Source organism: Niastella vici, assembly GCF_002077945.1.
In the GTDB taxonomy this organism is placed as follows: domain Bacteria; phylum Bacteroidota; class Bacteroidia; order Chitinophagales; family Chitinophagaceae; genus Niastella; species Niastella vici.
In genome coordinates, this window is record NZ_LVYD01000102.1 from 1 (window position 1) to 20994 (window position 20994).

Here is a 20994-nt window from a genome sequence, read left to right on the forward strand (position 1 = left end):
GAATGCTACCGAAACAATATTGTTGATCTCATTGACAGCTGTTACCGCAGGCTTTGAATTGGGCGCTGCCAACAGCGGATCGCTCAATAGGATTATTTTACCATCGGGCAGCGGCGTTTGAGCGCCATCTGCCACATTGGTGTACTCTTCGTATTTCCATTGCGCCCATGCACCGGAGCTAATGAGCAAGCTACTTATCAGCCATGTGGCCAGGAAAACAATACGTTTCATATAGTCGATAATTTTGAACCTTATTTCTGTCACCTTATATTCTTCCGGAAAATATCCTGTGCTGCTTACTTATCATTCAATACCGGTGTGATCGTGTAACCTGAATAGCTGTCCTGCGGAAGGAAGGAATCTCCTACCTTATAAAAGAACCGCGATTCGCCGAACAGGCCAAGATCGAATGTTGATTCATCTGTTTGAGTAAAGCTGATGGTGGTAATTGCGGTAATGAGCTTGCCGGGGCCGGGCTCGCCATCACAGCCTGCACCGGGTGTTGCAGCCGTGCAATCGCTGTTGATGTCTAATTTTCCTTCAAATTTAAAAAGGTCTTTTACCTGGTCAGTACTTAACCAGGTACCCAGGTTTTTATTTACAAAAGCTGTAAATACATCACAACGTGAAGCTGTATAGGACACGTTCAGCACCGGCCTTTTAGCGCTATCGCTGCATTCAGTTCCCCCAAAGAAGAACCCTTTATAAGTACCATAGGTTTCATCATTCAGCTTATACTGTACAGGATAATTTACCCCGGTTGTTTGTACATTATTGTACATAGCCGTTACAAGGCTGCTGATGTTTTGGTTCAGGTAATTCTGGTTACTCCAGAAGTCATTCGAGTTGCCGCTGCTTACCCGGTCTGTGCTCAGGGAAGGAAGATTCACTGCCGACATACCGTCATAATTTTCAGGGACCAGGTCGATACTGGTTATGCCAGGTATGAAAAATCCTTTTACCGGTTGTATCACCAGATAAGGGAATTGGCTGATATTGCGGAAATGGGCTGCAAACCGCCAGGAAGGGTTGTTGGCATACAGGCTCAGCAAGGCTGATTGAATGCTGGCATTTTGGGGCAATACCGATAGATCATAGGTAGTGGCCTGCCGGCTTGTGAACCAGTCCCCGCTTGTCCAGGTAAGTATATTCATATAATCACCTTCATAGAAGTCGCCCGTGGTGCTTAATGTATTTGACCCAATGTTCTTTATTACCGGCACGCTTACTGTTTCAGTAATGGACAGTTGTGAAGTGGGATACTGGGCTGTAAAACGGTTCCAGATGTTTTGCAGGGTATCTTTATTCACGGTGGCATTTTCACTCCAGGGTAATTGATACAATTTATAACCGCAGGTGTTTGCCAGCCAGTCGGTATATACAAATCCGGAATATTGAACACCCAAATGCACATTCATATACCATTCGAACAATTGCATAGCGGACATGGTAGAATCGACCCAGCTGCCCGTTGCTGCCAGGGTGGTCATCATCGCCATCTTCCTGGGCACAGGCGGTGTGGCGGTATCTTTCAATGGTTTGCTTATACCTGAAACAGATTGTGGTAGTATCCAAAGCTCCTGGATCTCATTACCGGTTTGGCCGGCAGCTGCATAACCGGGGTTGTTTCCGATAGCATTCAGGGCTGCGCCGCCAGTTGAAACGTACATGCGCACGGTAGCGCCTTTGGTGTGATTGGGAAACTCGGCAATGAAATTTTTATATGTTTTTACCAGAGTAGAACAGGTGATCGTTGAAGGCATGGCCACTCCGGTGGAAGGAACTACCAGTGTGGTTACCGAATCCTCACAATTATAATATGCCTGGCTGTAAATGGTAGTATTGTAATAATAAGCAATGCTTTTAAGCAAATAGGTGGTAGAATCATAAACCATATCTATCTGCCGGTATTGCATACCAGGGTTATATTTTATAGTAAGCTTTTTAAATATTCCTCCCGGCCTGGTAAGGATAAGGTCCAGTAAAGCCGCTTCATTAAACAAACTGTCGAGCAGGGGAACATTGATTGCTCTCGAATAATCGAGCCTGTCGTATACCAAAATGTTCTTGTTTTCGTGATCAGCAACAACATAATAGTTTTGTCCCTGAACGTACTCTGTAGTGGAGTCTATGGTGCCCCAGAAAAGATTGTCGTACAGCCCGTATTTCCCAGTTTTATGTTCCAATATAATAGCAGGAGCCGCGCTGTCGGCAAAATCGTAGGAAACATCATAACTCAACTGGTCGGTAGACTGATATGCCTGTCCGATCTTGCTCATCTCCATAATTTCTTCAGCACGGTTCCCCAGTCGTTCTCCCACTGATGTTCCCTCGTCCTGCGCGTTTGCGCTATTGAAAAACAAGAGTAACCCCAATCCTGCCACTATGGTTGTCTTCAACATATATCTCATATATAACTTATAAATATGGTTATTGTATTGTGGTTTGTGTATGCTGCCTGGTTTCTTTTATGGTCATGATGCCCCTTTCGGTTTCTTTTTTCAGGCGCATCAGGTTGCCTTCATCATCGTACTCATAAAAAGTGGAATAATTATTCTCATCCAGCTCGGCCATCAGTCTGAGGCTTACCGGGTCATACACAAAAGATTTCATATTGCTGTTGAAAGGAGTTATGCGAATATCATCTACCAACAGGTTGCGGGCGCCGGGCTCAAATAACACTTTCATGCTGCCAGCATTTTGTGGAATATCTGTTACCGCTTCATACCGCTGCCAGCCTTCAATACGAACACCCGTAGGTTGTAAAGTATAACTGCTCGAAGTTCCGGTATACTCAACTCTTATGGGCGCCATGCCACTGGTACTGGCTGTATTGGTATTGTCATCTTTGATCTTTACCCAGGCAGTTACAACCGCTTTGGACCCCCTGATGGGCGCCACTTTGGGCAACAGCACACTTTCGGGCTTTATACGGTTCAGTTTAACGCAATAGAACTGCAGACTGTGATAAGTGCCTGTAGTATCACCATTTGGCGGATATAACACTTGCTGAGGAATAATTTCATATCCCGTACCGTTATTGCTCCGGCGCCACGATGCATGGACCCCTAAGTCATAATAATCTGTATACTTCCAGTTCAACTTGCCAAATTGATGCGACCGTTCAGTTTTTACATTGATCACGACTTTGTATAACCTTCCTACCTGGAGCTGAAGTGGTATACCAAATGGTAGTCCAGAGGCGGCGACTAACCGGGCTCTCCCGCGGCCGTCATACACTACCATAGTATAAGACAAGTTCCGTCCTCCAGTAACCGCTAAATTAAATTGATAGACATCTGTATAAGGGGCTTGTATTGTTCCTGTCCAGGTATATTCCTGCGGTCCTGTTCCACACATACCTGCAGGACCTTTCTCTTTAGGATAGTATAAATCGATGTTAGGAACAATTTCCTGTCCTGTACCACAATCCTTTGTCCAATACAGGCCCTGCAACCCGGTTCCTTTGGGTGTACAGGTTTCTTTCAAAACCAGGTTAGAGTCGACTTTGATAGAAACGGCTGCTGCTGTATCAGCATTGTTGGTCAACGGGAATGTAACCGAGCTGTTGTTGTTAGCTGGCAGGCTCAAACTGTATAAGCCGCTATGGCTGTCATCACTGGTGATGGTAAATCCATCAAATGTGCGTGAATCTTTACACAGTTCGGGACAGGTATTGATTTTGTAATTATAGTCCTCAAAACCATCAAAGAACGTTTCGCGCATTTTTGCATTTTGGGTAGCTGAGGTTGCCAATTGCTGGTTATACCCATACTGGCCGGAATTATAACGACCCAACGCGTCATAATTTTCCATTTCATAGCCCTTCTTGTTGAAGAAGTTCTCTGCACTGTTCCAAACCCATTGGGTGGTGTCGGTAGTGGCCTGCATACCATTATCGGTAAATGACCAGAACGCATTAAATGTGCTTAAAACACCGTCTGTTCTTAAATTAATGGATTTTGCTACTGTTGGCGAAGACAGGTCATTTTCATGGCGGTTATCGCGGTCGCTGTAGTACACATAGTTCCTGTCAACACGCCAGTTACCCAATATACCGAAGCGGTAAGGGTTTACAACCGTATCAGAGATGAATTGTTTACAAAGCTTCACGTTTACCTGCTGAAAATTATTATATGAAACCGACAGCGATGTAGGTATATAATAAGACTGGGTTCTCTCACTGCTGTTTGCATCACCGGTATAATCATCCTTCAACCGCAGCCTGAATCCGGTGATGGCATCACTTTGGCTTCCATACACCGCTTCCCTTACCAGATCATAGCAATTCAGACCGGTTATATCAGAGTTTGAATGATCCCCCGTCTTCGGGAGGGTAAGCTGTATTTTACTTTGCGTTTGATAAAGCGGGGTGAAATACTTGGTGTTGAGATTGGTACTTATGCTGGAAGAAACCCAGGGCGTTACTATATTCTCCAATATGGCGGTGTTGTCTTTGCCTTTCAATTCACCGCTCATGTCATGAGCATACCACCTATTGCGTTCGAATCTATAATCAATACATGCCGGTTGTTTCATGTCGCCGCAACTGGGGAATTCCTGACTCATAACCCAAACATTAAGCGGGGCCTGGTGGGTCAAATTCATTTCAGCCCGGTATATGTTATTATTCTTTCTTATAAAATCGGGGTCTTTTAGTATCTCCTTCTTAATATCAAAATCTATCAGTGTCCTGAGGTCATAAAAGAATCCACCGCGCCCGGCTATACTACGCCACTTCTTTTTATACCATTGTACAGTACTACTGGCAATAAAAAAGTTGCTGGGATAACTCTTATAATAATTGGGAGTTTGTGGCAAACCATTGTGATTCTCTGAATACGAAATTTTTTTCATCAACAAATTCCTTTTTGGATACAAGGTCACCGTTGTATCATGTTCCTGCATATACGAAGAATCCTTCACATACCAGTGGTTCACCACTTTCCATAGATTTTTAAAGGTAGCTGCAGTTGCCGTTAATACTTTGGTATTAGCGTCTATTGTTATTTTATTCACCCCATTTATGTTACGCACCGGATCGGCCAGGGATACAATTGAACCTGCACTGGCTGACATGATATTCCTTCTGCCCGAACGAATGATCCTGAATTCCCTGATGTCTTTACAACTATATGGTCTTCCTTCCTGGTCTATGAAATAAATACCCTGATGATTTTCTTTTCCCAGGCTGGCATCTATAGCCCATATTTTAATGTAGGGGTTCACCGCTGTACGCCAGGTGGGTTCACCGCACAGGTCATCATTAATGATAGGAGCAGCCAACGCACTCATTCTCATAGCAGAAGGAGTAATTGCCTGCACGTCTTCTTCCTGGTCTCTCCACACGAGGATCTCATCGCCGCTTCTGAAGAACTTTTCCCAGTCCTCAGCCGTAGTATTATCGAAATCGTACAGCTTTCCTTTGATGATCTTCAATTTGCGGCCGGTAACATTAGCACCGATGTTGAAATTTATATTGGTGTAGGCAGGGGCCATGCCCTCATAAGCCCAGTAAGCGGGATAGGTTAAATTATATACCGGATCGTTGAATTCGTTGTTGGTGCGGGTAATTACGACCTGACCATTTTCCCCATCCCACACCAGGCTTTTGGTGCTCACAATACTACCCTTATCAATATTTACCACACTATCGAGCAGTGCATACCGGTTGATCACTTTTACCACTGCGGCTGAACGGAAACGCATGATCTCCTTTTGCGGGAAGGGTATGGCCGAAGGCAGCGGAATTGGAAATGGCCCACCGGGAACCACATCTACATTCACCCCTAAATTGGTAGTGCTTGTTTTAGATGTTTGTTGTCTGAAGTCTACCATCACCTCAATGTCTTTTCCTACCGTACCGGATACAATTTCTCCGTTAACGCCTGCCACAACACTTACGTCGTTATTCAAGTGTTTATGGTCGGCCCTTTCATTGTCGACCTTATAATAATATTTTGTGTAGTTTATCGGGTTCACCGGGTCTGTTTCGGCAAAGCTGGACTGAGATTTCATTTTGCCGTTCATGTCGTTCAGCTCTATCTTGAAACCCTGGCTCACGTTCATGTATTGCCGGGAATCGATCTTCAGGAATTCTGTAAGCTTGGAGCGGAAAGGCTTTTTTCCGTACCCATCCAACGGTGTCATTTCTACAAGAGTTGGAAATTCCTTTGCCGTATAAAATTCGGTTTCGCTCCAACCATTGGTTGATTTCTTGTTAACATTAATGGTTCGTACCCTTACTTTCGAATACCCTACCATAGCTGAAGGGAAGAACGATTCGCCCAGCGGCTCTTCTGAATACATCAGGTTCACCGGCGCCAGCAGGTTGGTCTTTTCTTTTAATTCCTTGGCAATGCGGAATGGATTTTCATCGCCGCCTATTTGCGGTTCATAGCTGGCCACCCCACTGCTAATGGTAAGCGTTTTGCCCCCAATATTTTCCGTAGTGGTATAGATATATTCCTGACCGTAGGAAGCGGGCAGTAGTTTTTTGCCCGACGGCATGGAAGACTGGGTCAACATGTCCCAATTATCGAACATCTCGATCTTTTTTACCCGCAAACCACCGCCATACCTTTTTAAGGTAGGCTCATCCAGCCTTACAAACGTTTTGTTAAGATCTACCTGATTACACCATCCTTTACCCTGAGCTGTTGTCTCAAATTTTGTAAACATCTGAGCATACTGGGTGAGTGTGGAATATACCACCCCGATCATTTGAGTAAAGTTTACATCACTTCCCGTTTCAGAATTGGGATAGGCTTTGGAAGGAAGGTTGAGGCGCAGGAACTGCAGCGCTACCTTTTTAAAAGGGCTCATACCATCCACATCTTTCACTTTTACATAGATCCTCGATTTATCGACCACGCCCCCGGTTGTAACGAAATTGATCTCTTCTATATCTGCATAACAGGGCACCCATTCATTACCACCACCCCAATTATCAGTAGGTACAAGCACATTCAGCTTAAAGAAAAGCTTGGTAATACCCTGAAAATAGAGCGCCTTCACTTCATTTATATCAGTTGCCGTTGCAGGCAGCGTAATGTACACATACCGCTTTTCGTTGCCATTTTCATAGATGTATTTATTGCCGCCGCTGGTTGCCGTGGCGCCAAACCCGTCTATTTTAAAGAGGCGCGAAGCCCTTTTATTTTGCACATACCCGTAATCATCGCTCTCATAAGTGACTTTTATTTTTGCGCCCGCCGGGGTTTGTATTTCGTCCAGGTTCCAGGCAGATGCATTCTGGGCATTTATTGTCCCAGCATCTGTTCCGGTATTGGTATTCTGTAATACATACGGATAATCGTAATTATCCATAGAAGCCGGATTGTCCGTTTTGTTTTTATAATTTCCCCACCGGTCGTAACGGGCCGGGTTATAATCAGGGTTACTGCCGGTGTAATTGAACTTATAAGGATTTTTCCACTTGCCACCGTTAAATTTAAACCAGATAGCCTTTAATGTAAGTTTTCCATTGGCCGCATCCCCGGCCGCGCCCTTACAAAGCGAATAATCGTAATCAAAACGAACCGATTTTATTGGTTTGGCATTGGAGCCGTTCTTTACCAGGTCGGCCTTCGCATAAAGATCTATCCTTGTCAGTCTTCTTTGTGAGCGGGCGCCATCATTTACCAATCCACCGGTAGAGTCAACCGTATTCAACACATCGGCGCGGTCTTTTGAAGTAACGAATACCGCTACAAAGTTTTTCGACTCAATGGTATTCAGGTACCACAATTCTTTTTTACCAAACGTATACGATCCTTTCTGGTCGCGGCTGTACGATTTAAGGCCTTCATTATAGTTGGCCATAAATTGCTGATTGGTATAAGGAATTCGCCATTGAAAAGGATTGGTTTCACTGGCAACCTGCGTATAGTTAAACCGGATAGCATCGCCGAGGTCATCATCGGTAACCCCATCATTGCGAATGTCAACATAATCGGGCGACAGGATCTCTGTTAACAGGAATGAATGCGCATAAGACGGGGTTTGCTGGTTGGAATAATAATTTTCCTTACCCTTATTATTTGCAGCAGAGGGGTCTGTAGCATCATATTGCACCCATCCTTTATCGGCATTTGCAGGCGTTGTGCTTGTTTTTGCAAGGGAGTTAACCGAAAAACTTACATCGTTCTGTGAAACGTTGTACACCGGCAATCCATACACATATTTTTTCCCATCGTTATTAAGTACATCTATTTCTGAAATGTGATGTCCTTTTCTCACCACACCGTCTACCCGGTTAATTCGGGTAACGTTCATACAGGACGTGTCACCGCCCAGGTTTATATTCAGCGGCTGGCCATCGAGGTTCTCGGGATAAGACAATAATCTTTTAGTGAACCCGAAGTTGCTTGCCTCATCGGCCGTATAGTAAGTAATTAATTGTGTTCTTTTATCGCGTTTTTTACGCTTGATGGGTTCGGTTATATTCAGGTATCCATTAATGTAAGCACCGCCACGCACCCGCTCGAATTTTGAGTCGAGTGATACATGTTCTCCGCTACCAGCCAATGAAGCCCGCAACAGATCGTCATCGCCCAATGCAGCAAAAAAGGCTCTATCGGTAACCGTTTGCTCACCGGGGTTTTTAAAATACACTGGCTCGTAGGTGGTATCGCTAACGGAAAACTGCAATTTGGGCTCCAGGTTGTTGTCACTCTTCCATGGTTCGTTGGTAGTAGTAGCATCCACTACCGTAAGGTCGGAACCCGCATGCACATATCCGCCAGTACCTATATCTATAGAAAGTTTGCCCGACCCGCTGGTGGTTTGCATTCTATGGTCCCTGATATATCCTACATCGCTGCGGTAAGGCCTGAACATACCCCCAATGCCTTCGCCAGCTATTGAAAATATGTCGTGGGTATATATGGGAAGGCCGATATTGGGTGTAGATTCGCTGTTAAAAACCAATTCCTTTTCCCGGTTAAAGTCCATTAACGCATCCGGATCGGCCATTGATTTCGTGAAATTCATGTATCCGTATGCAGGCATCGATTTGGTAAGATAAGCCAGCTTTTGGCTTTGTACCGATGCCGATACACCGGCACCCAGATCAACACCCCATATTTCTCCACCCAACTTTCCCGTAAAACTATATGCGTTATTTACATAGGGCATGGTAATAGTGGGCGTATACGAAGGAGTGGCAAAAGAAATATAAGAGGACCCGGTTACGCCAGTATGCGCCAGCGTAGTTCGTGATTTCTCATACGCTTTGGCAGCCTGTTTTACCTCGGCATGTAATTGCAGGGAACTGATACCCGTACGGTTGTTATATGATGTTCCGATACCGCAGCCTATTGACCGTTTCTTATCTTCAGAGCTGATAGAATAGGACAGGCTTGGTGAAATACTTACTCCGTACATGGAGTTACTGGTAAGCGATAAGCTGCCCGTTAAGGTACCCGCTGCATTCTTACCACCGGCAATATTGCTGCTGATAGACGGGCTGATGCCGGTTTCAACACCCCACCCCTGGTAATTATTAAAAAACACGCCTGCGCTTAATTCCAGGCTGCCAGAGAGCAGGTTTTGCAACACAGGAAGACCAACGATCTCGGTGTTCAATGAACCAGTTACACTTACCGTTTTATTCTCTTTGACATGTTCTGTCTTGGTTATCAGATCCGTTCCATCAAAATCATCTGGCAAACCACGCATGGTCCTGCTGATAGCTCCGGGATTCACATTCCACCCCAACCCTACCCAGCTCGCTTCCTGGTCCATGGTTATTCCACTGCTATAATGAATGGCAACGGGATACCCGCCCACATCCATTAAGGGAATATTGTAAGAGAAACCACCTGAAAAAAGGTCAACCATGTTGTCGGTGCCTGCACTCTGAAAGGAGGAGGATTCAGGTTGGGTAGGACCAGTTTTGGGAGCAGCTTTCTGCTTTTTCTCCGTAGCAGCTTCAACCACTGCAGGTTTGTTGATGCCGTTACCGGAACGGGTATCCGCGCCGGAGGCCTTATTGTACCCGTTGGGGATGCCATTCAGGCCGGCAAATTTATTTCTGTTACTTACCACATATGTCCTTGCACTTATAATAGCAGCATGTAACTGTCCTAAGAAATCGATATAAAAAGTGCTTAGGAGAAGGAAGGCTATGTGTTTCGTATACTTATGCCCAAGGAACTGTAACATACTATCGTATTTATTTACTTTATACCGTTTACAATTATTATAATCCTTATTTCTTTTTGCCTTTGTATTCAAACAACATCTTCCATTCAAGGCCTTGCTTGTCGGTTAAACTGAACTCATACATATGGTTTTTAATAAACTCCCCGGAGCGCGGCAAATCCATATCAATAAGATTAACGCCAGGTAAAAATTTCGGGACTGCAGTTTCTTTAATACTTACAGGTATGTGATCGCCACCCGTAACATCCAGCACCTTTATTTGAAATAAACTGTCGAGACTCTCGTTGTTCCAGGAAAACTTCAGTGTTTCAGCAACTACGGAGTAGCTTACCCGCTCGTTGGGCCTGGCCAGCTTGGTATAAGCGAGGCCATCGGCCGGCCGCAATTTTGCATCTTCCTTATTGGTAATAGTAAATGACCATACGTCACTTTTTATATCAGTACCCGCTGATTGTGCTGCGATTTGCCAGGCATATAACTGCTGTTTTTCGAGTGCAGGCGCCGAGGCTGGATAATTAAACGCAGGAACGGGTAATTTACCGGCTCTGAAAACAGGCACATTGTCCCTGATGGCATCGGCAGCCGTTTGATTTTTGTTCACCTTCACGAGCCTATACTCATACAGGCAATTGGGCACCAGCGTGAGTGGAACAGGTGGTATCCAGTTAAAGACAGGATATTGCTCTTTCACCTCGCTTTTATTCTCGGGAAATATCAATTGAGGCGGGGCCAGCACATCAACCTGTACATCTACACAGGAACTTCCATAGCTTATCCCTTTATCATTTACCGCTTCATAACAAACCTGGTACAGGCCTACGGGAAGCAAGCCATTGCCACTTAAACGAACATTCTCATTTAATGCGTTGTATACTACGGGCATCACATCGGCTACCTGTATCTGTCTTGTTCCACCGGGCACCACTATCAGGTTGGTCAATGCACTGAGCATTTTGCTGCCGTTGGCTTTGTTCAAGATCGTCAGTGATAACTGGCACGAACGGGCAGATGTTCCGGGATTCGAAATGATCACATTCCACAATTGCTCCTTCTGGATCAGTGCTCCCGGCGGAATAAATGCATTAACGACCAGGTTCTGGGCATAGGTTCCCCCGAACATGAACAACAACAGGATGATGCCTGCATAATATTTAATGGTCCTTCTCATAGCGTTTATTTAAATGAGGTGGTGAAACCAAGCGTTCCCACCGTATTACCGTATAGTTTATAATTTATATCGGGATAATAATTGTAATCTACCTGCAGGGAAAAGGCCCCTACTTTTGGAATACTCCAGGAAGTGCCCCCGTACCCGCCCACTTTGCTTTCATACTCCTGTGCCTTCAGGCTGTTGATCTTAAAACCACTCTTCAATGTTACTTTCTGACCGATCCGGTATTGAATACCGCCATCAAAAACCGTATAGCTGTACAGGTTGTTTTTAATAACAGAAGCATTAAAAGAAGAAGTGTATTTATTAAAATTAAAGATCTGTGTAAGGGCTATATTGGATGAATTACCATAGAAATAGGCGGAAGTACTGTTGTCGTTTAAAAACCGGTTAAACATAACCGAAGAAGTAGCCGGAATTTCTCCTAATTTGTATGAATAGCTTGTCATACAATTAATGACCTGGTACCGGTTCTCATAAACGGTATCATTAATGCTCACATATTGGTATGAAGGTATATACCCCACCGTAATGACCCAGCCGTGTTTTCTGAATATTGCGTTCAGCGTGGTAATGGTATTTTTTCCTGAATACACCTGTTCAACATAAGGGTTCTGATAGTCATTTGTTTTCACCCCTGCATTTATAGTGAGCGCATTGTTAAAAAATGACTTTCCTCCCTGAATGCCCCATTGAGCGTTGTTGGCATTAATACGGTAGGCGTTAAATCCATAGTAATTAGCGCCGTAATATTTATAATATGCATTGATATTTAATGCCAGCCGGGGAAACACACTGAAAGCAGCAATACTGTAGGCTTTATTTGAATTATCAGACAACCTGAATGTTTTTCTGGTGCCGGAATCTGTAGGAATTGCATATTGCGACTGAGCTATTTCGCCTTTTAACGTGAGGTGCCGCCAGGATAATTGTCCTGAAACGCTTACACCCAATGTGTTTTGCCGGGTTGTTCCAGTACTATTACCAGTATAAACGGGATTTTGCTTTCCGCCAAAGAAACTTAAAAGCAAATAATCTTTATTGCGTGATTGAATGCCGAGGCCCACATTGTAAACAAAACTGTTTATGCGGCGTTTTGAGGAATTGAACACAAAATCGCGCAGACCAAAATCCGTCCAACCCGCCTGTAATACCGTGAACAATTTTCCAAAGTCGTACCGGGTATTTATGCCATTGATGGAAACGTTCTGAAAACTTAATTCGGTAGAATTAGGCATGCTTCTTCCTAAAGACAATTTTTTAAACCCATCCCAGAACTTTTTGTATTCTCCTGCTGCCGCAACAGCCGTATCAACATGCAAAAGCTTCAGGTATTTATTATATTTTGACAGCTTATTACCTGCGCCTGCCCAATCTTCCATACTTTCTCCTTTAAGCTGCTTTATTTCCGCTTCTGCATTCTTATACTCATTGCGTAAACTGTCGGCCATGAGCTTTAAAGAGTCGACCGTATGCTTTGCTTTATCATACTTTTCTACATAACTGGCGGCCTGGGAAATGGAGTCGACGCCGGAAGTAATTTTTTCGCGGTAAATATCTTTATTGGCCAGGATCTCTTTATAATGAATATACCTGTTCAAACAGTCCGGGTTATCAGGCACCTGCAGCAAAGAAGAGAAATTGTTCAGTTGTTTTAATTGATCATCCAGGTAAACCTGAAGCATTTGGGTCTTCGCTTCATAGGTACGTTGCATGGCAGCCTGTTGTTTGCGTTGGGCAATACCCGAAAGGTCGCCACCGGCAAGATCTATATTAAAGTCGAGGTAATTTCTGAAAAAACTGGAGTTGGAATAACGTCCAAATAAGGAAACATTGAATGGAATATTCTTAAACAAAGCCACCCTGGTGGTATAATTGAGGTTATGTTGAAGGATGTCGCCATAATCATATACTCCTTCAATTCTTGAAATATAGGTAGCGTTATAGCTGATGACATGTCCCTGAAGCCACCGGTCTTTCGACAGTTGAACGTCGGGTGTATCGATCTTTTTTTTCTGTAATTTTTTTAGTGCGGTAAAAGCAGAGTCGGATGGCAGCTTGTTTTTAATCCCATTTAATGGGTCCTTTATTTGCGACATCCAGGAACTATCCACCAGGGCACAGGCACAACCGGTCTTCTGCTGGGCCTGAACAGCGGACGCTATCAGGAGCAGGACGCAGGTTACTACTGTATGAATTTTAATCCCAGGGGATAAGGGGCCCATAGCAGGTTAGGGTTATAAAATTAGCGTAATATTGATCTGTTACTGATCAATACTACACTCAACAGGCATACGGCCTATTGGGTCGTAATAAATTATTTTGTGTCTGAGATTACTTTTTTCCTACGTCTGATAAAAGAGAAAAATGGTGTATCGGGATATAGATTTTTAGGGCTGTAGCAATTTATCGAGTAACAAAAGTAAGAAAGCAACTTATATTTGCAATAAAAATTTTAATTATTTATTGTCACTATCTGTGAAAATGTTTTTTCGGTTACACCTGCATTAATCCATATTTTTCATAATTGTTTATTATACATATAATGCCCCCCATACCACATAGACCTATACTGCTAATTGTTTTGCTTTGCTTTTGTTCTTTACAGCAATTTGCTCAAAATAAATTAATCACTGAATCTGGAAATCGCAGGAACCCAGCGATAGGATTGCATTACAGCGTTTCCAATTTTAGCCGTTCTTCATTTGAAGTTAGTAACATCAATCATGGCTATGCTCTTTCCTTCCTGGATGGAGTTATGGGAAAATACGATTATATGATCCAGCTAGGAAGTATTTCGCCCAGATATCCGATAGGGAAAGCGCCGAATGATAGCAGGGACTTATTACACTTTATTAACATATGCAGTATGCGAAGATTCTTTGCTGACACCGTATTAATAAATCCTTTTATAGGTGCCGGGCCGGGAATGATCTTATATGAAAAAAATCTATATGCCAGCCTTCATGTAGCGACAGGTTTTCAGCTTCGTATTTCCAACAGCGTGTTCTTACATACCCAACTGAGCTACCATGTTAACTTATCCTCTTCTATCAATAATAATGTCACTGCATCTATCGGTTTAATGGGTATCATTCTGCAACGAAAGAAAAAAAACAAAACCATCCTCAGCAACCAGGCAGTAACCGCGCAGCAAGCACCCACAGACATTGACAGAGACGGCATAGTGGATGGGGAGGATGACTGCCCTAATGACCCGGGCCCCCGTACTTTCTGCGGTTGCCCCGACACAGATGGTGATGGTATTCCTGACAACAAGGATAAATGCCCGAAAGAGCCCGGTATAATTGAATATATCGGATGCCCCGCACCGACTGTTAAAATGCCTGCCCCTGTTATAAAAATAGATACACTCACCAAAACCTCTACTATTGACAGCATTACCACGGCTATGAACAAACTGGCTGAGCAGATCTATTTTGAAACCGATAAAGCCACGTTAACACCTGCATCTACCCACTCATTGATCACAATCGTTGCCCTGTTAAAAATTCAGCCGTTTTCACTATTGCAGATTGAAGGTCATACTGACAATACCGGTACTATAGAAAGAAATGTACAATTAAGTGAAGAACGTGCCAATTCGGTACTTGAGTACCTGGTTAGCGCCGGAATCGACAGGAAGAAATTAACAATAAAGGGCTTTGGCGCTACCATGCCAGTGGCAGACAATACAACGCCCGAGGGAAGAGCAAAGAATAGAAGAACCGTGTTTGTGCTATACAAATAGCCAAACAGATCAGTGTACCTGTTTGCTTTAGAAAAATGCATCGCATTCACGTTATTTTTAATATTCGTGAATAAATGCCAATAGGCGTGTAGATCTTGGGGTTTTTCGTGTAACCGGAGATTACAAAAATGCCGATTTATCGGTCACCTCCACCCCCAGCCCCGGCTTATCACTGCAGATTATTTTCCCGTGATTGAACTGAATGCCGGTGGCAATGTCTTCGGCCAGTAACAGGGGGCCGTCCATATCAACGTAGTCGAGTAAGGGTGAAAGGTGGGCAATGGCTGCCGAGCCAATCGTACTTTCGTTCATACTGCCTACCATTACCTGCAAATTAAGTGAGCGGGCTTCGGCTATCATGCGCCGGGCGGGCGTAATGCCGCTGCATTTTGTGAGCTTGATATTAATGCCATGAAAATACCCATGGCATTTTTTTACATCGGCCTCCGTAACACAGCTTTCATCGGCTATCAATGGCAGGGGCGATTCGTGGTACAACCGTTTCATGCCTTCCCAATCGTCTTTTGCCAGCGGCTGTTCTACAAACTCAACTCCCAGGTCGCGTAATACGGGCAGCTTTTCCAGGGCTTCGCCGGCCGTCCAGGCTGCATTGGCGTCAACGCGAAAAATGGCATTGGTATGCTTGCGCAGGGCGGTAACTATTTCCAGGTCCTGATCGGTGCCTAATTTGATCTTGTAAATAGGCCAGGGTTTTTCCTGCATTTTGGCCACCATTTTTTCAATGGTGTCAATGCCGATTGTATAGTCGGTGGCGGGCGCTTTTTCTATGTCGGTATTCCACAATTTGTACAGGGGTTGCTGCCTGATCTTTCCATACAGATCCCAGGCGGCCATATCAAGTGCGCAAACGAGGAAATTATTTTGCGGATATAAATGATGCAGGTAATGCCAGTAGCGTTCCGGATCGGTGAAAGCAAATTTTTCGACGAACAACTTTTTCTGTTCCAGGTCGGCCACCATTTTTTCAACCGGAATATTATAATAAGTGATCGCCGGCGCCTCACCATACCCAACCACACCGCGAAACTCCAACTGAACAACTAATGATGGTTGATGGGTTTTGGTCCCTTTGGAAATCGTAAACGGATATCTGAACGGTAGGTTAAAGGTCTTATATGCTACTTTCATTTATGAATATGAATATTGAATGCTGTGTCTTCCTGCCTTTTATTTCATCTTCCCGCGTCCTTCACATACTCTTCCAGCTCGGTGTTAAACTCTTTCTCCTTCAGCAATTGTTCAAGCGTAAGGTGCATACGGTACCGCCAGTAATGTTTGGGTATGGCCGGTATATTGATGCGTTCTTCCTGGAAGTTAGGCCTTCTCAACGTTTCGTTCATCCCCAACAGGTCTTGCAGCTGAAAGGTGGCCCACATGGCGGGCGACTGCAAATGCTGTATCACAATGGCCTTATTGATCCAGGCTTCACAGGTTGGCGGCGCTTCGCCCCATTGCCCCAGGATATTGTTATAGAACCGTTGCGTTTTTGCGCGGTCCTCTTCCCACCAGCCGCGGATGGTACTCATATCGTGTGTGGCCGGCGTTACCACCGACAAATACGGTGCCTGTGCCGGATGAAAGAACTCGGTATGAATGTTTTTCGGCATCCGCTGAATTTCCAGGCTCACAATACCCAGTTGTTTCATCACTTCCGGAACGCAATGCGGAACCATACCCAGGTCTTCCCCGCAGATCAACATATTGGTCGATCGTTTAAGGGCCGGCAATTTACGGAACCCTTCCTGCATCCAGAAATGTTCCTGCCGCTGGTAAAAATAATTTATATAAAGCTCCTTCAGTTTTTCCTGCAAATAGCCTTCCAAATGGCGGAAAGAGGGCGTGCTTTCAATACTTATTCTGAAATGAAATTCCGTACCATTGGATCCCGGTTCCTCAAATAAAATTACGTTTGAAATTAGATCATACAGGCCTTGCCGTAAGTGCTGGTTCTCCTCGCTTCTTTCGAGCGCATCAAAATGCGCTTCTACCTGCCGTTGCGTGGCAAACTCCGGTTTTAACGTATACTGGTTGCCGGTTGAATCAAGAAATGGGATGAATTTTTCTTTATTGGGGCCAAACAGATCCCACAACACCGTATCGTTTATAAAAGGCTGGCAATACCTTACCGGATTGAACCAGATGCCGCGTTGTTCAAATTCGGTAACATGCACAGGCAATGCATGCACAAAATGGCCCATAATGCCTTCTACAGCGTGTATGGGAATGCTCCAGATGCGAAAGAAACCGAGTATATGATCTATGCGAAAAGCATCGAAATAATTGCTCATTTGTATGAACCGCTGGTGCCACCATTCATAACCGTCAGCAGCCATGCGGTCCCAGTTGTAGGTGGGAAAACCCCAGTTCTGTCCGCGTACGGCAAAATCATCGGGCGGTGCGCCGGCCTGCATTTCCATATGGTATAATTCCGGTTCTACCCATGCATCGCTGCCATAACGGTAAACCCCAATCGGAAGATCGCCTTTCAGTATAACTCCATGCTTATGCGCATACGCAGCTGCTTCCTGCAGCTGTTTGTGTAAATGATATTGTGTAAAGTAATGTAAGGCTAAATGATCGTACTGTTTGCCTTTGGCGGATGCCAGTTTTTTTATGGCGTCCTGGTTGTAAGTATTATTTGATTTCCATTTGGTAAAATCAGCCGTTCCATAGGTGTCGCGCAGGCTGCAGAAAACCGCATAGGGCACCAGCCAGTGTTTATTGTTCTCAAAAAACTCCTGGTAATCGGGGTCTTTTGCCCATTCCTCTTTTTGCACCATATACAGCTCTTTTATGGCGGCGAGCTTTACATGCATCACGGCTTCATAGTCCACTTCGGGCAGTTCGTTCAGCTGCACCTGCTTTTTCTTCAGCGGTTTTATGATTTCGGCAAATTCTTTACCGGCCACTTTGCTGATGTTGAGGTATAGCGGGTGCAGGGCAAAGGCCGAAATGGCGGCATATGGATACGAATCGACCCAGGTATGGGTGGCAATGGTATCGTTCACCGGCAGTATCTGGATCATTTTCATGCCGGTTTTTACGGCCCAGTCAACCAGTAATTTCAGATCGGTGAATTCGCCGGTCCCCAATGAATTCTTGCTGCGTAAACTGAATACCGGGATCACCACGCCGGCTCCCTTCCAGGTAATATTGGGCAAATGCACAAAGCCATCGTGTAAAATGGTGAGCGTGTTCATGAGCGCATCGCCGTGCAGCCAGCGGTTCTCCCCTGCTTCGTACCGCTCAAAGGTTTTGCTTTTGGTATTGTAAATGCCGTATTTGTATTGAATGGGAAACGATTCTTTGGGCAGGTGCAATTTTACCGTCCACCAGTTTTTATCGCGGTGGAGCAATACCGGGTCGGCTTCGTCCCAGTCGGCCATTGCCTTGGTGCTGCCGAGCAGGCAAACCACTTCGTTCTTTTGCAACAGCGGCGCTTTTACCTTAAAGTAATGCGTGGCGTGTTTTACTGCTTTTGCCTTGGTTTTGGTTTCGTTCTCTTTAAGCAAGATATCCTGAAAAGGATCGGTATAGAAGGCGTTCTCAAATTCCCCGGGATGGTTCCAGGTATCGAGCACCCTGATCTCCTGCATGGGATTTTTTGAAATATCTATTGATTTGTTATCGTCCCACTCCTGCAGCAGGGTGCCATCGGGACCTTTATAAATATAGGTATACTGAATAGTATCTGTTTGCGGGTTGTTGATGGTGATGGTGCCCGTCCACAGGTCATTGCTCAGCCAGTTTAAGGGAAGGGCGTGTTCAGGATTGTTATCGCCCAGCTCGGTGGTATTGCCAGTCACAAAAAGGGATTCGCCGGGCCGGGTGTAAAAACGTATATAGAAATGGATCGTCATAATAGTGTTTTTAATTAAACACTTGCCGGTCTTTTGTTGGGGAGAACCGGGGTAAAGTGTTCATGCTCAAACGAAATTATAGCAAGCACGCTAAAAAATACGAATTAGGCCATTATGGTTCGGGATTCTCCAGGACAGTTCAAAATCAGCAGGCCTCAGCCAGATGGGATTCGAGGTTTGAAAGATAGTAAAAAATACACACCTATGCTTTCAGGTTTAGCTTTTTAGCCCTATTTTTGCCCAAAATTTTTACTGTATGGCTAATGGCACTTCTAAATTTTTGTACTGGATCCTGTTTTTAGCGTCTACTGCTGCGTTTGTTTTTGCTATTGCTACCCATTGGGAATATTTGACCCTGATCCTTCCTTTCGTTTGCACGTTCTTTGTGAAGGCAATGGATATCATTTAATTTTTACCTGATTTATTATAAAAATAATGCCCTCCCGGTTTGTCGGGAGGGCATTTGTTATTTATGGTGATCGTTTGGTCGCTTATGGCATTCCGGTCATCTCCTGCTTTTCGGGCTTTTCAATAAAGATGGTTTGTTTCAGTTTTACGGAAACTGTTTGCTCGTGTTTTACCGCCGGCGTCCATTGCGGCATGTTTTCAAACGCTTCAATAAGGTGGTCGTTCAGTTCGTCATTGCCGCCCTTGATCACATTGGCATAGATCACTTTTCCCTGCTTGTCGACCACAAACTCAACCATGGCAAAGGTTTTTGTTTGCCCCGCCGAAAGGTAAGGTATCATGTCTTTGCTCAACTTATCACAAAAGGCCTGGAACTTGTCATTTCCACCCTGAAAAATGGGTAAACGTTCCACCACTGCTGAGATGGAATCCTGGTTATAGGTCTTTAGCGGACGGCGTTCTTTCTTTACCACCACCGGCGCCGCTTCTTTTTCCTTTGGTAAAAGGCCATCAACCACGTAATCGCCCGTTTTTGATACCATGATCACCGGCAGTTTACGGGTTTTTTCAAAATAAGTATAGGCATGCTTCAACTCATCGGCCAGATAGTGGTACTCAGGAAAATCTTTTACGTACTTTTTCAGGTATTCGCTGCTGCGGGGATTGTCGAAACGAATGGGGAAAATATGCACCGGAATGAAATCCTGTCCCTCACTTTTGGCATGGGCGGCCAGAATATATAATTCTTCTATTTGTTCATTGTTAACGGGAATGCAACCTGTAGTTACACAACTGCCATGAATATAAATATCGCCACCGGGCATCAGGGAGTCGCTGAGTATTCTGTCTGAGGCATTGGGATAATTGAGGCCAAGCGAAATGTGATAATTACTTTTTGGGTTGAACTCATTGATATAATAAAAACCTTCGGGCACCTGGTAATCGCCCTGCATGCGTTTAGGACCCAGGGAGCCGGCCATAGCGCATACGCGGTAGGTTTTGAAAAGGGAGAATTTATCATTCACCTCCTGCTTTACCCAAACTTCGATCTGGCTGTCGTATTTGAACGAGCGGATATAAATATAGCGGGCGGGCCAGCTCAGGCGTTTTTCCTGAAACTGCTTCATCAGGGTATCTTCCTTACGCTTTAAGGCTTCGCCTATGCGCGGGAAGCTACGTTGGTATTCAATGAAATTAAAACTGGCAGTGGCAGCGGATGTTTGCGCTGCTGCTGTTCCTGCAAGGCCGAAAGCCGCCAGTAATAATAAGTACGAGTATCTCATGTAGGTAACTGGAATTAGAACGAAAACTGGTTATTGATTATTGGCTTCACAATGCTCATCTGGTGTTAAAATTAATACAAACAAAGCACCAAATTTCATTTTAGCTTATTCACATTGTGGAAAATGTACAAGTCATTGTACTCCATATATAAACCGGGAAAAGGCTGTTTAAACTGTATTTGCATTCTCATCCAATTCAACAAGAAATAGTGAATAATGTTTATGCGTAAAGAGGAAAAAGCTGAAGTAAGAAATAAGAAGTAAGAAGAACCTGTATTTCGTACCTCATACTTCATACATCTTACTTCAGATTAATAGGAGCCCGAACCTGCT

10 protein-coding genes are annotated in these 20994 nt (G+C 44.4%); 2 read left to right on the forward strand and 8 right to left on the reverse strand.

Features of this window, described 5'->3' with window-relative positions; genetic code table 11:
• The 5 genes from A3860_RS34675 to A3860_RS34695 form a co-directional block, all read right to left on the reverse strand.
• Nucleotides 1-231 (reverse strand): hypothetical protein (locus tag A3860_RS34675; RefSeq protein ID WP_143774417.1); only part of this gene is annotated, 231 nt, incomplete at its 3' end.
• A gap of 65 nt (nt 232-296) precedes the next feature.
• Complete coding sequence (locus A3860_RS34680) at nt 297-2402, reverse strand: hypothetical protein (protein ID WP_143774418.1); 2106 nt, start codon at nt 2400-2402, stop codon at nt 297-299.
• Between the two features lie 28 nt (nt 2403-2430).
• Nucleotides 2431-10167, reverse strand: coding sequence for a hypothetical protein (locus tag A3860_RS34685; RefSeq protein ID WP_143774419.1), 7737 nt, complete (start codon nt 10165-10167; stop codon nt 2431-2433).
• Nucleotides 10168-10213: 46 nt separating this feature from the next.
• On the reverse strand, nt 10214-11335 hold the full coding sequence (locus tag A3860_RS34690) for a hypothetical protein (RefSeq protein WP_081155189.1): 1122 nt from the start codon (nt 11333-11335) through the stop codon (nt 10214-10216).
• Nucleotides 11336-11340: 5 nt separating this feature from the next.
• Nucleotides 11341-13563: a hypothetical protein gene (locus tag A3860_RS34695; RefSeq protein ID WP_081155190.1), complete on the reverse strand. Its 2223-nt coding sequence runs from the start codon at nt 13561-13563 to the stop codon at nt 11341-11343.
• Between the two features lie 644 nt (nt 13564-14207).
• Between A3860_RS34695 and A3860_RS34700 the strand changes: the two genes are divergently transcribed.
• Complete coding sequence (locus A3860_RS34700; protein ID WP_158085455.1) at nt 14208-15089, forward strand: OmpA family protein; 882 nt, start codon at nt 14208-14210, stop codon at nt 15087-15089.
• Between the two features lie 120 nt (nt 15090-15209).
• Here the strand turns inward: A3860_RS34700 and A3860_RS34705 are convergent, their stop codons facing one another.
• Both A3860_RS34705 and A3860_RS34710 read right to left on the reverse strand, forming a co-directional pair.
• Nucleotides 15210-16238: a dipeptide epimerase gene (locus tag A3860_RS34705; RefSeq protein ID WP_081155192.1), complete on the reverse strand. Its 1029-nt coding sequence runs from the start codon at nt 16236-16238 to the stop codon at nt 15210-15212.
• A gap of 44 nt (nt 16239-16282) precedes the next feature.
• Nucleotides 16283-18970 (reverse strand): 4-alpha-glucanotransferase, encoded by a 2688-nt coding sequence (locus A3860_RS34710; protein WP_081155193.1) that lies wholly within the window; start codon nt 18968-18970, stop codon nt 16283-16285.
• A gap of 256 nt (nt 18971-19226) precedes the next feature.
• Between A3860_RS34710 and A3860_RS41570 the strand changes: the two genes are divergently transcribed.
• Complete coding sequence (locus A3860_RS41570; protein WP_173820314.1) at nt 19227-19379, forward strand: hypothetical protein; 153 nt, start codon at nt 19227-19229, stop codon at nt 19377-19379.
• A gap of 82 nt (nt 19380-19461) precedes the next feature.
• Here A3860_RS41570 and A3860_RS34715 read toward each other — a convergent pair whose 3' ends face one another.
• Nucleotides 19462-20661: a L,D-transpeptidase family protein gene (locus A3860_RS34715; protein ID WP_081155194.1), complete on the reverse strand. Its 1200-nt coding sequence runs from the start codon at nt 20659-20661 to the stop codon at nt 19462-19464.
• Nucleotides 20662-20994: the final 333 nt, after the last annotated feature.